Annotated in this window: 10 protein-coding genes; 1 reads left to right on the top strand and 9 read right to left on the bottom strand. The window is 41.6% G+C overall.

What is annotated here, in order from left to right; translation table 11 throughout:
• Positions 1 to 104 precede the first annotated feature (104 nt).
• Positions 105 to 479: a phage integrase N-terminal SAM-like domain-containing protein gene (locus MTCD1_RS05995; RefSeq protein ID WP_082606610.1), complete on the top strand. Its 375-nt coding sequence runs from the start codon at positions 105 to 107 to the stop codon at positions 477 to 479.
• Between the two features lie 152 nt (positions 480 to 631).
• Here the strand turns inward: MTCD1_RS05995 and MTCD1_RS22115 are convergent, their stop codons facing one another.
• The 9 genes from MTCD1_RS22115 to nirB form a co-directional block, all read right to left on the bottom strand.
• Positions 632 to 964 (bottom strand): serine hydrolase, encoded by a 333-nt coding sequence (locus MTCD1_RS22115; protein ID WP_305764582.1) that lies wholly within the window; start codon positions 962 to 964, stop codon positions 632 to 634.
• A gap of 15 nt (positions 965 to 979) precedes the next feature.
• Complete coding sequence (locus tag MTCD1_RS05985; protein WP_057183333.1) at positions 980 to 1,840, bottom strand: DUF417 family protein; 861 nt, start codon at positions 1,838 to 1,840, stop codon at positions 980 to 982.
• Positions 1,841 to 1,988: 148 nt separating this feature from the next.
• Positions 1,989 to 3,839 (bottom strand): gamma-glutamyltransferase, encoded by a 1,851-nt coding sequence (gene ggt / locus MTCD1_RS05980; RefSeq protein ID WP_057183335.1) that lies wholly within the window; start codon positions 3,837 to 3,839, stop codon positions 1,989 to 1,991.
• Positions 3,840 to 4,227: 388 nt separating this feature from the next.
• Positions 4,228 to 6,060 (bottom strand): glutamine--fructose-6-phosphate transaminase (isomerizing), encoded by a 1,833-nt coding sequence (gene glmS / locus MTCD1_RS05975; RefSeq protein WP_057183337.1) that lies wholly within the window; start codon positions 6,058 to 6,060, stop codon positions 4,228 to 4,230.
• 94 nt (positions 6,061 to 6,154) lie between these two features.
• Positions 6,155 to 6,919, bottom strand: coding sequence for a DeoR/GlpR family DNA-binding transcription regulator (locus MTCD1_RS05970; RefSeq protein WP_057183339.1), 765 nt, complete (start codon positions 6,917 to 6,919; stop codon positions 6,155 to 6,157).
• A gap of 212 nt (positions 6,920 to 7,131) precedes the next feature.
• Positions 7,132 to 8,520, bottom strand: coding sequence for a bifunctional UDP-N-acetylglucosamine diphosphorylase/glucosamine-1-phosphate N-acetyltransferase GlmU (gene glmU, locus MTCD1_RS05965; protein WP_057183341.1), 1,389 nt, complete (start codon positions 8,518 to 8,520; stop codon positions 7,132 to 7,134).
• Positions 8,521 to 8,647: 127 nt separating this feature from the next.
• Positions 8,648 to 11,371 carry a nitrate reductase gene (locus MTCD1_RS05960; protein ID WP_057183343.1) on the bottom strand — a complete coding sequence of 908 codons (2,724 nt, stop codon included), beginning with the start codon at positions 11,369 to 11,371 and terminating at the stop codon, positions 8,648 to 8,650.
• 47 nt (positions 11,372 to 11,418) lie between these two features.
• Positions 11,419 to 11,775 (bottom strand): nitrite reductase small subunit NirD, encoded by a 357-nt coding sequence (gene nirD, locus MTCD1_RS05955; RefSeq protein WP_057183345.1) that lies wholly within the window; start codon positions 11,773 to 11,775, stop codon positions 11,419 to 11,421.
• A 15-nt stretch (positions 11,776 to 11,790) separates the two neighbouring features.
• Positions 11,791 to 14,379, bottom strand: a complete 2,589-nt coding sequence (gene nirB / locus MTCD1_RS05950) for a nitrite reductase large subunit NirB (protein WP_269432638.1) — start codon at positions 14,377 to 14,379, stop codon at positions 11,791 to 11,793.
• Positions 14,380 to 14,709: the final 330 nt, after the last annotated feature.

The raw sequence follows: 14,709 nt of genomic DNA, 5'->3' as shown, positions 1-14,709 counted from the left end.
TTTGCCAGCGACAGGCATTTTTTTGATTGGCTCCATAAGAACACTTTACGTCTTGTGGAGCTAAAGGGATACCCCTTATATAAATACAGCTTTAGGGTTTTATTATGTCTACTTCACCTTTTCTTGAGAGTATCCGACACATCCTTCGTACAAAGCATTACAGTATTCAAACAGAAAAAGCGTACTTACTTTGGATAAAATGCTTTATTATTTTTAATCACAAACGGCACCCTAAGGATATGGGGGAACAAGAAGTAAGTAATTACCTCACTTATATCCATAGTAAGGACTTGGCGGAAGGAGAAGGTAAAACGAGTTTGCATTCTGGGTCAACCCGTAAATACCCAATCAAATGGCTCTGTTGTAGTTTGGTGTTGTTGAGTAAACGAGCGAGACGCATAAACCCTTCCATAGGGCTCAACACAAGCATCCATGCTTGTGATGCTCGTTCTTATCACATCAGCAACATCTTCCTTTAAATCAGTGTGTTACATTATAGACAACAGTGTTCTACAACAGAGCCACACAAATATATACTCATGTCATTGGTCCGCATTCGTCAGGGAATTTAAGCCCTATTGCTAGGTAACTTAACCATTACCACATAAGAGACAAGCCTTTGTTGGCTGAATTAGTCAGTTACAGTATTAGCGCTCGGCTTATTGTCATTGTCGACTACATCCGCCAATAACTCGGCCATTGTATCTATGGCGAAGTTGATAAACTTTTTGCCACCACTTGATGTCAACATGACGACACCAACACCATGCTCTGGCGAAAACCTATACTCACTACCAAAGCCATCAAGATCTCCACCATGAAAAAGCTCTAGAGCAATCATGCTGGTTATTGCTTTTGAATGTGAGCCAATTTGAAACAGGGTTTTTGAATTGATTGCTTGGTTATTTATTCTATCGATTACACCATACGCGGAAGTAAAGACAACTTTTCCGTGTTGAATAATACCGATGGCTAATGCTTACTTGTCACTGGTCCTTCCTTTGGCTAATGTCGCTATTGGCGCTAGCGGTTTTAAGGCTGCATAATAAAAAAACAAACACACCAAAAACCATAAATCTTTAATCAGAAAATGCCCCGTAGTTGACAGTAAGGTTTCACTAGATAAGGCAGCAGAAAAACTTAACAAAAAGCTTTGAGTTACCACAAAAACCATGCCCGACATTAACACCGCCGGATAAATAAGTTTCGGATAATACATCGCCAAAATTAATAATAACACGGCAATTAAGTCATACACGCCAATGATATTTGACGTGGTTTGTATACTGAAAACATCATACAACCAACTCATTAAAGGCGAACTTTTAACCAATGCTGCTATGCCTTGCGCTTCGAGCAAGGTGAACTTCATACCACCAATCCACAATAAAACTAACAGCACAGGAATAATACTAATCCAAGCAGAGAGCAAGGGAGAAAGCGTGCGTTTGATTAACAATATTCCTATCGATAACAAGGCGAAATACTTAATAACACCTTGGCCTGAGCCAATAACGGGAAAGCCACCCATAGACGCTATCCACATGGTGTCACTCAGCAGTGAACCTAAAGGCACTAAGCTTATAGCAATCAAAACGTAGGCTAAAATTGGCCGAAAGTTACTTTGCTTGATCGATAAAAAGGCCAAAATCGCACTAAAAATAAAAGCCAGTGCCGCTAATAGGTTAAAGACTTTAGCCGGTAATAAATCACTAATAAGATAAAAATTAGTGGTTAAGGCAATATGTTTATGAGGACCTAAGAGCAATATACTTAAACCCAATAGCAAGGTGGAAAAGCCAAGTAAGAGTAACGCGGGGGTCATGTGTCGTGGTTTCATCGGGATCCTGAACGGGTTAACATGTTAACTGTTCATAAGACCTGATTAACTGAGCTTTATTTCATTGGTAAAATAAATAATATCGCTAGAATTTGCCCCCTTTCATTGTCGAGTAAAAAGTCCTTTATTGAAAGTCACTGCTAGCTTGCTAATCTATAATATCTACGGCAATAGCTGCGGCACCGGGTCTGCGTGGATCGGCTGCACCTAAAAATACGCCATTATGTTTCATGATAGTTTGTAAACTACCCAGCGAACTAGAGACTTTTACGGTATAACCCATAGTTTTTAAGTTATCGACGGTATCGGCAGGAATATTTCTTTCCACATATAAAATATCGGGTTGCCATTGATGATGAACCCTTGGTGCGTTGGTCGCCTCAGCAATATTCATTTCGAAATACAAAACATTCACCAATTGTTGAAATACTGCCGTAATAATTTTACTGCCGCCAGGAGTACCTGTGGCAATATAAGGTTTACCATCTTTTAGCACTATTGTTGGCGTCATTGAACTTAATGGCCGTTTGTTTGCTTCAATAGCATTAGCGGTGCCGCCAATTAAACCATAACTATTGGGTCTACCCGGTTTTAACGAAAAATCATCCATGGTGTTATTGAGTAAGATGCCTGTGCCTGGAATAATAATGCCACTGCCATAATTGTGATTTAAGGTATAAGTACTACTGACCACATTACCCGCAGCATCCATAACAGAAAAATGCGTGGTATCAGGGCTTTCATATTTATTTGGCTGCCCTGCTTTGATATCGCTTGATGGGGTAATTTTATTGCGCTTAATATTTTCACTTAACGCTTGCGCGTATTTTTTACTGGTTAAGCCCTTACTTGGCACTTGCACAAAATCTGGATCACCTAAAAAGGTACTTCTGTCGGCAAAAGCACGCTTAAAGATTTCAGTTTGCAGATGTATCATGGCTGCAGAGCCTTGCTGAATACCGTCTAAGTCTAGAGATTCAAACATATTTAACATTTGAATAAGATGCACGCCACCAGAGCTGGGTGGTGGCATGGTTAAAATTTCATAGCCATGGAATGTGCCACGAATCGGCGCCACTTCTTTCACGGTATAATCCGCTAAGTCTTTTGCGGTAATAAGACCATCACCTTGCGCCATTATCGCGACAATTTTTTTAGCGATGTCTCCTTGATAAAAGCCCGCTTTACCCTGCTTTTGTAAATACACTAAGCTATCAGCCAAATCTTCTTGGATAAAGAGCTCTCCGGCTAAGTAAGGCTTACAATTGGCTTTCAAATAGACTCGACAAGTTTCTGCGCTATTCGCTAAAAAAATTTGCTCTTTGTAAAAAAATCGCGCCATATCATCATCAACAACAACACCATTTCGAGCCAGTTTTTCTGCCGGTTTTATTACCTCAGCCCAAGACATTGAGCCATAATTTTCCAGGGCATAATGTAAACCAGCCACTGTACCGGGTACGCCTGAAGCGGATAATGATTTCAGTGATTTGTTCACTATCGGCGTGCCATATTTATCAAGAAAAAGATCTTTATAGGCTAAAGCCGGTGCAGTTTCACGATAATCAATGGCGATGGTTTTATTTTGCTCGGCTAAATGAACCAACATAAAACCACCACCGGCTAAATTACCTGCTCGCGGTAAAACCACGGCTAAGGCGAAACCAACGGCTACCGCAGCATCAATGGCATTACCGCCTTGTCGGAGAATATCAGCACCCACTTCACTGGCGATACGTTTTTGACTAACCACCATGCCTTTTCTACCAATAACAGGATGGTTTACATCATAATAATCAACTAATTGCGATAAATACGGCGGCTTAATTTTTGTAACTTGCTGGCTGGCGACATTGGCATTGGCATTGGCAATACTATTAACGCCAATAAAAACCAAACAGCAACAGGTCAATTTTATTGCCGAATATCGTGATTTTGTTAGCCGAACAAATCTGGAGAATATATGCGTCTGGATATGGGTAATGAAATGTTTTTGCATGGTTATTTCTTTATTGCCTATGTTTTTACACCAAGGAAAAATGGTTGAATGAACGGCCCCGCTAAAACTAGGCAGTTGCTAATTCAGAAAATTTCGCTTACTCAAACTTAGCAACTATATGAGTAATCTTTGAGGATTGTAAAACATTTACATCAGATTAAGTATCTCTGCTTGGTAACATTCGCTATTGGGTTAGTATTGCTTCAATTACTCATTTTTATTAAGCGCATAGCCAATAACCGCACTAAGTAAACCTTTTTCAAGCAAAAAAATAGCCGCTACCTATCTTCAGGTAGCGGCTAGTTTATGAAGGTAAGCCGAGTTTTAGATTAGTGCCTAGTTAAGCTCTACCAAGCTATTAACTAATCGGTCACTTCATTTAACCGGATTATTCTACAGTAACTGATTTTGCCAAGTTACGCGGTTGGTCAACGTCGGTACCTTTGATGATGGCAACGTAGTAAGAAAGTAACTGTAACGGTAAGGTGTAAACTATGGGCGCGATAATGTCATCACACACAGGCACATCAATCACTTTCATGGTGTCGTCACTAGCGAAATTAGCATCGCTATCGGCAAAGACATACATTAATCCGCCTCGAGCACGTACTTCTTCAACGTTTGATTTAAGTTTTTCAATTAAATCATTTTTTGGTGCTACGACAATTACCGGCATTTCAGCATCAATAAGTGCTAATGGACCATGTTTAAGTTCACCCGCGGCATAGGCTTCAGCATGAATATATGAAATTTCTTTCAGCTTCAGCGCGCCTTCCATTGCGATTGGATATTGGTCACCACGACCTAAAAATAGTGCATGGTTTTTATCAGCAAAGTCTTCTGCTAGCTCTTCAATGGAAGAGGCAAGGGCTAATACTTCATCAAGTTTTGCCGGTAATGACATTAATGATTGGCAAATTTCGCCTTGTTTTTCTTTGCTCATACCATTATGTTGGCCGATGGCTACGGTCAGCATTAATAAGCCAACAAGTTGCGTAGTAAAGGCTTTAGTTGACGCTACGCCAATTTCAGCACCCGCTTTAGTCATAAAGGCTATATCAGACTCACGCACTAACGATGAACCTGCCACATTACAAATAACCAAACTTGATTTGTAGCCTATCTCTTTGGCTAAACGCAACGCGGCTAAAGTATCTGCGGTTTCACCCGATTGTGAAATAGTGACCAATAATGAATTTTTTGGTACAAACGATTTTCGGTATCTAAACTCACTGGCAATTTCAATATTACAAGAAATACCAGCCAGCTCTTCTAACCAGTACCTTGCTACCATACCTGAGTGATAACTGGTACCACAGGCAATAATTTGGATATGTTTTACTTGCTTAAAGATCTCGTCAGCACCTTCACCAAAAGCATTGATATCCAAAGCACCCGCAACGATTCGACCTTCTAAGGTGTTACGAATAGCAGTCGGTTGCTCGAAAGTTTCTTTTAACATGAAATGACGGTATTCACCTTTATCACCACTGTCATGTGAGACGTTAACTTCTTTCGCGGCACGCTCTACTGGCTTGCCATCAATATCAAAAATTTTCACCTCAAAACGACTAATTTGCGCCACGTCGCCTTCTTCAAGGTAGGAGAATTTACGGGTTACCGGCAGTAACGCCATGATATCTGAGGCAATAAAGTTTTCACCTAAACCATAACCTATCACTAATGGGCTACCAGAACGCGCCACAATAAGATTGTCTTTATCGCGACTATCCATCACCACAGTACCGTAAGCACCTTCAAGCTGCTTAACGGTTTTTTGTACGGCTGCAAGTAAGTTATCGCTGGTTTTTAGTTCATGATGAACCAAATGGGTAATCACTTCGGTATCGGTTTGCGATAAGAATTCGTAACCCAAGCCTTGTAGTTGTGTACGCAAGGCTTGGTGGTTTTCGATAATGCCATTATGTACTACCGCAATAGTATTACTTGATATATGCGGGTGAGCATTCACTTCGCTTGGTGCACCATGAGTAGCCCAGCGTGTATGAGCAATACCAGTGCCACCAGATAAAGGTTGTTGCTCTAACGCTTGCACCAGTTCTTGAACTTTACCTAAACGTTTTGTGGTAAATAGTTCGTTATTGTTATTGATCACTGCGACACCGGCAGAATCGTAACCGCGATATTCTAATCGCTTTAAACCTTCTACTAAAATATCTGTTACATCGCGTTGGGCTACTGCGCCGACTATGCCACACATAATGTTGATTCCTTTATTTTTACGTTATTTATTGTTTATGATTTATACACATCATTGCTTTAATCTGGGCTTAACAAAGCTTCTCTGAACTCAGTTAAGCTTTGGCGATAATTAGCTTTACGCCTTGTTCACTTAGCGCGGTTTGCATTTCATCTGAGAGACCATCATCGGTGATCAGGGTATGAATTTGTTGCCAAGTTAGCTCTAAATTAGGGATTTTCTTACTTATTTTGGCCGACTCAACCATGACAATGACTTCACGGGAGACTTCTGCCATAACCCGGCTTAAGCCAATTAATTCATTAAACGTGGTGGTACCACGGTTAATATCAATACCATCGGCACCAATAAATAACTGGTCAAAGTCGTAAGAGCGTAATACTTGCTCGGCAACTTGCCCTTGAAACGCCTCTGAATTGGCATCCCAAGTACCACCGGTCATCAATAATGTCGGTTCGTTTTCTAATGCGTGAATTTCGTTAGCTATGCTAAGAGCATTGGTCATCACCACTAAGCCTTTTTTATTGGCTAATTCACTCACTAAAGCCGAAGTGGTTTGGCCGCTATCAATAATAATGCGGTTATGATCACGAATAAGCGTTGCTGCTGTTTTGGCAATCAGTAATTTTTGTTGCGACAGTTGCTCGGTCTTTACTTCGGTAATTTCACTGGGCAAGGCCACCGCACCACCGTAACGCCTTAACAGCAAACCACTGGTTTCAAGGGCGGCTAGATCTTTTCTGATGGTTACTTCTGAAGTATCAAATTGCTTGGCTAAGCTGTCTACGCTCACTTCACCCTGAGCATTTAAGTCGGCAATAATATTATGACGACGTTGTTGAGTATTTCGTTTAGACATAGGATTTTTGTGTTTAACTGCTATGATTAATTTGTTTCGAAAAGTTTCGAAGTGCGTAACTTAGTTTCGCTATAACGGTTATTATGTTTCATACCGAAAGATAAAGCAATTTTTTCCTTTGATCTTGCCATCACTTACCTTAAAAATTTGTCACAAAAAAAGCGCTAAAAATAGCGCTTTTGTAAAGTATACTTACATTAAGCTAGTCCAAGTTAACGGCTATTTTTTACCGGTCGTTGCCAGCCGGTGACATTGCGCTGTTTAGCTCGACCCAGGGCTAAGTCATTTTCTGCTACATTTTTAGTGATCACAGAACCCGCACCTATGGTCGCTGACTTGCCAATAGTTACTGGTGCTACCAAGGAGCTGTTTGAACCAATAAAAACATTGTCACCAATTTCTGTGATCGACTTATTAACGCCGTCATAGTTACAGGTAATAGTACCAGCACCAATATTTACCTTGCTACCAATTTGGGCATTACCCAGGTAACTTAAATGACCGGCTTTACTGCCAGCACCTAAAGTGGTTTTCTTCATTTCAACAAAGTTGCCAATATGAGAATCTTGTTTCATTACTGAGCCCGGACGAATACGGGCAAAAGGACCAACAGAGCAGTCTGCTTCAATAACAGCGTCTTCAATAATACTGTTGGGCTTAATTTCGACATTATCGGCAATAGTGCTGTTGGTGATAATACAGTTAGCGCCGATAAGTACGTTATCACCTAAAGTGACGTCGCCGGCAAAGATACAGTTAATATCAATAGTTACTTCCATGCCTGTGGTTAACTTGCCACGAACATCAATGCGAGCTGGGTCGCGTAAACTCGCACCAGCAAGCATCAACTCTTCGGCTATACGAGCTTGGTAAGCGCGCTCTAACGTGGCTAATTGTACGCGGTTATTCGCGCCTTCCACTTCAATTTCAGTATCAGGGTGGGCGGTGGCAATGGTTTTACCTTCAGCATGGGCAGCAGCAATGATATCCGTTAAATAATACTCGCCTTGGGCATTATCACTGGATAAGTTACTTAACCAACGCTTTAAATCAGCACCGTTGGCAAGTAAAATACCGGTATTGGCTTCATTAATTTTTAACTGCTCGGCGCTGGCATCTTTTTGCTCAATAATACCAACCACTTGCTGTTGGCCGGCTATTTCTTCACGGACAATACGGCCATAACCCATAGGGTTGGCTAAATGTACGGTTAACAGCGCCATGCCATTTTCTGGTTTAGCCGCCAGCAAACGTGCCAAGGTAGATACTTTTGTTAAAGGTACATCCCCGTAAAGCACTAAGACGTTTTCATCATCTGATAAAAAAGGTGAAGCCTGAGCAACCGCATGTCCTGTACCTAGTTGTTCTTTTTGCTCAATAAACCTTAGGTCGTCACCGGTATTGTCTTTAGTGAGTGTCGCTTTTAACACCTCACCACCAAAGCCGTACACTAGGTAGATATTACTGGCGCCTAGTTGACGAGCACTATCGATAACATGAGCCACCATAGGTTTGTCAGCAATATTATGGAGTACTTTTGGTAAAGAAGAGCGCATGCGAGTACCTTTACCCGCAGCAAGAATAACAACAGAAAGTGACATGATAAATCCATTCATTGAGCATTTTTAAGAGCGCGTATTGTAACCAAGTTAGCCCTTACTTTGCTAGAGATTGTTTAGGGTGATCGCTTTACTGTGTTTTGTTTAGCAGCATCACGCTTTCATGCCATCAACCCGCACCGAGTTCATTTACAGCCAAGGGTTCTGAAGCTTTATGCAAACTAATCATGCTGGCCAATTCCGGCTTACATGATCCACACTTAGTACCACATTGCAGCTGTTCGCCCAATTTATCGACACTAGTACAACCTTGCGCTATGGCATTAACAATAGTTTTTTCACCAATATTGAAACAACTACACACTTGTTTACCTTGATTAAACTCATTACTGGCAATGCCCAACAATAGCGATTGTATGGTGGCAAACTCCAATGTTTCTTCACTTAAAACATGCTCAAGCCAGCTAACATCTAACACTGGCCATTGCTGAGAGAAGTACGCTAAGGCGACTAATTTTCCCGCTTGCAAGCAGACGATATAGGATTGACTGTCTTGATTAAATTGCAACCATTCTCCAGATAAACCGGTCGCTTGTTGGCACCACAACATGGCATCGACAATAGGTTCATCAAACGCGGCTTGATAAGCATCACCGTAAGCCGTGGTGTTTTTCAGCCAAAAATCTGCCGAGACTTCAAGTTCAACATCACTCACTGTGTGCAAGCTTAAATATTGACTATAACTTTTTTTCGTTAACGCCACCGCGCCTTGTTTACACTCGGCTTGGCCTGAAATGGGGTCAACAATGCTTTGATACAAAGCGCTGACATTAGCATGGGAAGCAAAACTTTTATTCCAATGTATTGGCATAAAACATTCACCCGCGCGCTGTTTATCATCTAACTTGACGTGGGCAATCGCGTGACCCGTACTGGCGGTAATGTTAAGCATATCGTCATCAACGACCGCTAAGGTTTTCGCATCACTGGGGTGCAGGTAAAGATAAGGTTTGTCGGTATGCGCGACCAGCTTACTGGTTTTGCCCGTGCGAGTCATGGTATGCCATTGATCACGAATACGACCACTGTTCAGCACAAAAGGAAACTGCTCGGAAGTTCTTTGTTTTGGCAGCTGAGGACTCACCGCGATAAATTGCGCTTTACCGGAGGCGGTATTGAATTGTCCATCGGCATAAACGCGATCACAACCTTGCGGGTATTGCTCGTTAACCGGCCATTGTATCGGTGTCAACTCATGGTATTCTTGCGCCGTTAATTGGCTTAAGCCGCTTAAATCAAGCAAGCGCTCACCATTATTTTCAAAGTGAGTTAATTGTGCATGTTCTTTAAAAACATCGCTAACGTCTGCAAAATCAAAGCCAGAAAAACCCATGGCTTGGGCAACATCACGGATAATTTGCCAATCATGCTTGGCTTGTCCTGCGGGTAAAACCGCATTACGTTGACGAGAAATACGTCGCTCAGAATTAGTCACTGTGCCATTTTTTTCTAACCAAGGTGTTGCTGGCAATTTAACATCGGCAAAAGCCAAGGTATCATTTTCGTCAACACAATCAGATACCACCACTAATTGACACTTTTTCAACGCTGCGGCAATTTTGTCGCGATCGGGCAAACTCACCATAGGATTGGTGGCCATTATCCACACCGCTTTAATTTCACCGCTAGCAATTTTATCAAACATATCTATGGCTTTAGCGCCTTGCTTAGTGGCTATGGTCGGTGATTGCCAAAAACGCTGCACTTTATCTTGATGTGCGGGGTTATCAATATCCATATGGGCAGCCAGTTGATTAGCTAAGCCACCGACTTCCCTACCGCCCATGGCATTAGGTTGCCCGGTAATTGAAAAAGGGCCACAACCGGTTTTGGCCATTTTTCCGCTGGCTAAATGACAGTTAATAATACTTTGACACTTATCGACGCCAGAAGATGATTGATTAATACCCATAGAATAGAAGGTTATCGCCTTTTTACTCTGGCAAAACAACTGATAAACCAGGGTTAATTCTTGCTCGCTAACGTGGCAATATTCAGCCACTTTCGCCACCGACCACGTTGTGGCTTGTGCCAGTGTTTCAGTAAAACCTTCGGTGTTTTTCGCTATATAGTCAGCGTCTAAACCGCCATTTTCACTTAAATAGTTCAACAAGCCATTAAAAAATGCACCATCACTGCCTGGTTTTAATTGAATAAAATTATCGGCTAGTTCACAAGTAGCTGTTTTTCTGGGATCAAGCACTACCACTTTCATCAAGGGATTGATTTTTTTTGCACGCTCAATACGTTGATATAAAACCGGATGTGTCCACGCGGCGTTCGAGCCGATCAGTAATAGCAAGTCTGTTTGCTCAAGATCTTGATAAGTACAAGGCACAACGTCTTCACCAAAGGCACGCTTATAAGCAGAAACTGCCGACGACATACACAATCTGGAATTAGTATCGATATTGCCTGAGCCGATATAACCCTTCATCAATTTGTTGGCCAGATAATAGTCTTCGGTCAAGAGTTGACCGGAGACATAAAAAGCAACGGCATCTTTACCGTGCTCTTTAATAATATCGCTGAATTTTTCCGCTACGTAATTCGTAGCTTGTTGCCAGCTAACTTTTTTACCATCGATTTCAGGCGCCAACAAGCGATTCGTTAAATCTATGGTATTGAGTAAGTTACTGCCTTTAACACATAACTTGCCATAGTTTGCCGGATGATCAGCTGAGCCCGTTAAGGAGGTAGCTTTGCCATCGGCGACCACAATATCAACACCACAACCAACACCACAATAGGCGCAGGTACTCTGAATAAGTGATGGCATCTTTTTTTCACTACTTGGTGAAACATGTGGTGAATCAGCGATTAATAAACTCATACTGAGCTCCTAAACAAGGTATTAATAAAACGATATGAAAGAACAAGTTAATAAAAAACTTGCACTTGTTCGTTTTCAATACGTATCTCGTACACAGCAATACTCTGCTCTTCCTGCAAACAACGCCCTGTTTTTAACGAAAAATGTTGCTTATATAAGGGCGAAGCAACCACAGGTTCATCGGCAATACAGCCAACAATACCGCGATAAAGCACGTTGGCTTTACCTATAGGGTCGTAGTTGCCAACGGCATATATTTTTTCTTCACTGTTAGGTAGGTGAAAAATGGCAATTTGTTCTTCGTTACCGGCCTCATCAGCAAGTAACGCGCAAATACCTGAATCTTTTACTAAGTCACTTGAGTCACAAATTGTGCGCCATGTTTTATTGGTAGTTGTAGTCATTTTTTTGTGCTCCTCTTAAGCGTCTTCAGCTACTGCTTCTTTTTCTGTAGCATCAATGATGGTTACCGCAATTTTTTCTTCATCGCGTGCTGGACGAATTTGCTCTCGTTCAGTAACAAACTGGATATTGCTATCACCTTTATCTGAGTTAACAAAAGGTTGGAAACGTTTTAATGCTTCAGGATCTGCCAAGGTCGTTTTCCATTCACATTGATAACTACCAACAATTGTCGCCATTTGCTCTTCTAGCGCATCAGTAATACCTAGACTGTCTTTCATGATAACGTCTTGTAAGTAAGCTAAACCGCCTGCTAAGTTTTCCAGCCAAACTGAAGTACGTTGTAACCTGTCACCCGTTTGTACATAAAACATTAAAATGCGATCAATATATTTCACTAAGGTTTCATCATCTAAATCGGTGGCAAATAAATCACCGTGACGTGGTTTCATACCACCGTTACCGCCGACAAAAAGGTTCCAACCATTTTCGGTGGCAATAATACCTATGTCTTTACCTTGTGCTTCAGCACATTCGCGGGTACAACCCGAAACACCAAATTTGATCTTATGTGGTGCACGTAAACCTTTGTATCTGTGCTCTAAATCGATGGCCATGCTCATGCTATCTTGCACGCCGTAACGACACCAAGTAGAACCAACACATGATTTAACGGTACGTAATGATTTACCGTAGGCGTGGCCGGTTTCAAAACCAGCATCAATCAACTCTTTCCAAATAGGGGGTAGCTGTTCAACACGGGCGCCGAATAAATCAACCCGTGCGCCACCAGTAATCTTGGTATAGAGATTATATTTTTTAGCCACTTGCCCTAAAACGATAAGTTTATCTGGGGTGATTTCGCCACCAGCAATACGTGGTACCACTGAATAAGTACCATCTTTTTGCATATTGCCTAGGTAAGTATCATTGGTGTCTTGTAATGATAAATGTGGTTTTTTAAGAATGTAGTCATTCCACACTGACGCCAATACCGAAGCCGCTACCGGTTTACAAATTTCACAACCTAAACCACGACCGTGTGAGCTAAGTAGTTCATCAAACGTTTTGATTTTTTCAACACTGACAATGTCAAATAATTCGCGGCGAGAATAAGCAAAATGTTCACAAATGTCTTTTTTAACAACAAGACCGCGTTTTTCAAACTCATTATCGGCAACACTTTTAACTAAGGCAGCACAACCACCACAGCCTGATCCGGCTTTAGTGCCGCTTTTCACTTGACCAACATCAACGGCGCCACAATCAATCGCGGCAATGATGTCGCCTTTAGTAACGTTATGACACGAACAAATGGTGGCAGTATCAGGTAAGGCATCCACACCTAAGGTTGGCTTATCTGCCGCCATTGGTAGAATAAGACCTTCTGGCGCTTCAGGTAATTCAATGGCATTAAGCATATATTGCAACAAGGTATCGTAGTCACTGGTATCCCCAATAAGCACAGCACCCAGTAAGGTTTTTTTGTCAGCCGATACCACTATTTTTTTATAAACGCCTTCAGGTTGGTTTTCATAGGTATAAGTTAATGAACCCTCTGTTTTACCGTGAGCATCACCAATAGAGCCAACTTCTACGCCCATTAGCTTTAATTTTGTGCTCATATCAGCGCCAGTAAATTCAGCCAACTCTCCGTTAGTACCCGTTACGCCGCCAATATGTTTTGCCGCCACTTTCGCCATGGCATAACCCGGAGCAACTAAACCAAAAATAAAGTTATTCCATAAGGCACACTCACCAATAGCATAGATATCGACGTCTGAGGTTTGACATTGATTGTTGACCACAATACCGCCACGCTCACCAATAGCTAAATCGAACTCGCGGGCAAGGTTGTCATAAGGACGAATACCGGCGGAGAATAAAATTAGATCGGTTTCTAATTCACTGCCATCGTTAAAACAAAGTTTATAACGACACTTATCACCTTTTTCAATGACGTTAGTGGCTTTGGAGGTGTGCACTTGCACACCCAGCTCTTCAATTTTACTTTTTAATAAACGACCACCGCCGCCATCAATTTGCACGCCCATTAACTGCGGAGCAAATTCAACAACGTGTGTTTGTAGGCCTAATTGTTTGATCGCATTTGCCGCTTCTAGACCTAATAATCCACCACCAATAACGACACCGACTTTACTCACTTTAGCGCTATTTGCTATGTCTTCTAAATCATCAATGGTACGATAAACTAGGCAGTGATCTTGATCTTTACCGGGAATAGGAGGCACAAAGGGATAAGAGCCGGTCGCTAAAATCAACTTGTCGTAGTGATATGTGGCACCGCTTTCGGTCGTAACACATTTAGCGACTTTATCAATCTTGGTCACTTTGGCATTGGTTTTAAAAGTAACACCAAGTTCGTCATAATGTTCTGGCGTGGTCATCGCCAAGTCTTCGGCAGTTTTGCCACCAAAGTATTCGGATAAGTGCACTCTATCATAAGCTAAACGTGATTCTGCCGAGAGCACTGTTATTTGATAATCTGAATTTTTAGCCATTTCTTCGACAAAGTGATGGCCAACCATGCCATTACCAACCACAACAATTTTAGCTTTGCTCAACAGCTGTTTATCTGTATTCATAAGGACAATCCTACTCATAGTGCGAGAATAGAATAAAACGCTTTAGCAAAGGCTTAATTGCCACCAAGGTTCTATTCAACATGGTATAAGTAGAGCAAGCTAAGTGCCAACTAAATTAATAGTTATATAACAAGTGGTTAGATAGTTTACATCTCTATATCTGTTAGTTGATGCACTAGAGTGATGACTATTGAGCACTGCTACGGTGCAAGTGCTGACAAAAACTTAAACAAGCTGCACCTGGCTCAATAAATGGCAATTGAGGGCTGCACTCGGGAAGTTTTAGGGTCTAATGATGAATGTTTTGCTATTAAAAAGGCGATATTATCT

The sequence above is a fragment of the Colwellia marinimaniae genome, from assembly GCF_002207865.1.
GTDB lineage: Bacteria > Pseudomonadota > Gammaproteobacteria > Enterobacterales > Alteromonadaceae > Colwellia > Colwellia marinimaniae.
The sequence above is the reverse complement of the archived record's forward strand: the minus strand, read 5'-3'. Positions and strand labels throughout refer to the sequence as shown.

Coding starts and splice junctions, on each gene's coding strand:
- nirD (WP_057183345.1), bottom strand. CDS start 11,775: ATGACTACAACTACCAATAAAACATGGCGCACAATTTGTGACTCAAGT.
- ggt (WP_057183335.1), bottom strand. CDS start 3,839: ATGCAAAAACATTTCATTACCCATATCCAGACGCATATATTCTCCAGA.
- glmU (WP_057183341.1), bottom strand. CDS start 8,520: ATGTCACTTTCTGTTGTTATTCTTGCTGCGGGTAAAGGTACTCGCATG.
- glmS (WP_057183337.1), bottom strand. CDS start 6,060: ATGTGTGGCATAGTCGGCGCAGTAGCCCAACGCGATGTAACAGATATT.
- nirB (WP_269432638.1), bottom strand. CDS start 14,379: ATGAATACAGATAAACAGCTGTTGAGCAAAGCTAAAATTGTTGTGGTT.
- MTCD1_RS05985 (WP_057183333.1), bottom strand. CDS start 1,840: ATGAAACCACGACACATGACCCCCGCGTTACTCTTACTTGGCTTTTCC.
- MTCD1_RS05995 (WP_082606610.1), top strand. CDS start 105: ATGTCTACTTCACCTTTTCTTGAGAGTATCCGACACATCCTTCGTACA.
- MTCD1_RS05970 (WP_057183339.1), bottom strand. CDS start 6,919: ATGTCTAAACGAAATACTCAACAACGTCGTCATAATATTATTGCCGAC.
- MTCD1_RS05960 (WP_057183343.1), bottom strand. CDS start 11,371: ATGAGTTTATTAATCGCTGATTCACCACATGTTTCACCAAGTAGTGAA.